The organism is Aurantimonas sp. 22II-16-19i (genome assembly GCF_002088275.1).
In the GTDB taxonomy this organism is placed as follows: domain Bacteria; phylum Pseudomonadota; class Alphaproteobacteria; order Rhizobiales; family Rhizobiaceae; genus Jiella.
This window is the reverse complement of record NZ_AQQS01000098.1, coordinates 1-342: the sequence shown is the minus strand read 5'-3', so window position 1 is coordinate 342 and position 342 is coordinate 1. Positions and strand designations below refer to the sequence as shown.

The 342-nt window shown below is 63.5% G+C and carries 1 protein-coding gene; it reads right to left on the bottom strand.

The genetic code is table 11. The features are described from left to right. The coding region (locus ATO4_RS26770) for an alpha/beta hydrolase (RefSeq protein WP_139802746.1) at positions 1-342 on the bottom strand (342 nt) is incomplete at both ends.

Below are 342 nucleotides of genomic sequence, written 5' to 3'. Positions count from 1 at the left end.
CGATCTGGTCGTCGTTGCCGTGGATGACCAGCGTCGGCTTGTCGATCTTCTTCAGGTCCTCGGTGTAGTCGACCTCCGAGAACTCGTGGACGCAGTCGTATTCGGCCTTGATCGAGCCCATCATGCCGAGCCGCCAGAAGTCGTGGCGCAGACCCTCGTTCACCTTCGCGCCGTCGCGGTTGAAGCCGTAGAAGGGCATGGTGATGTCGAGGAAGAACTGCGAGCGGTCCTCGGCGGTCGACTTGCGGATGCCGTCGAAGACCTCCAGCGGCGTTCCTTCCGGGTTGGCCGCGGTCTTCAGCATCAGCGGCGGGACGGCGGCGACGAACACCATCTTGGCGA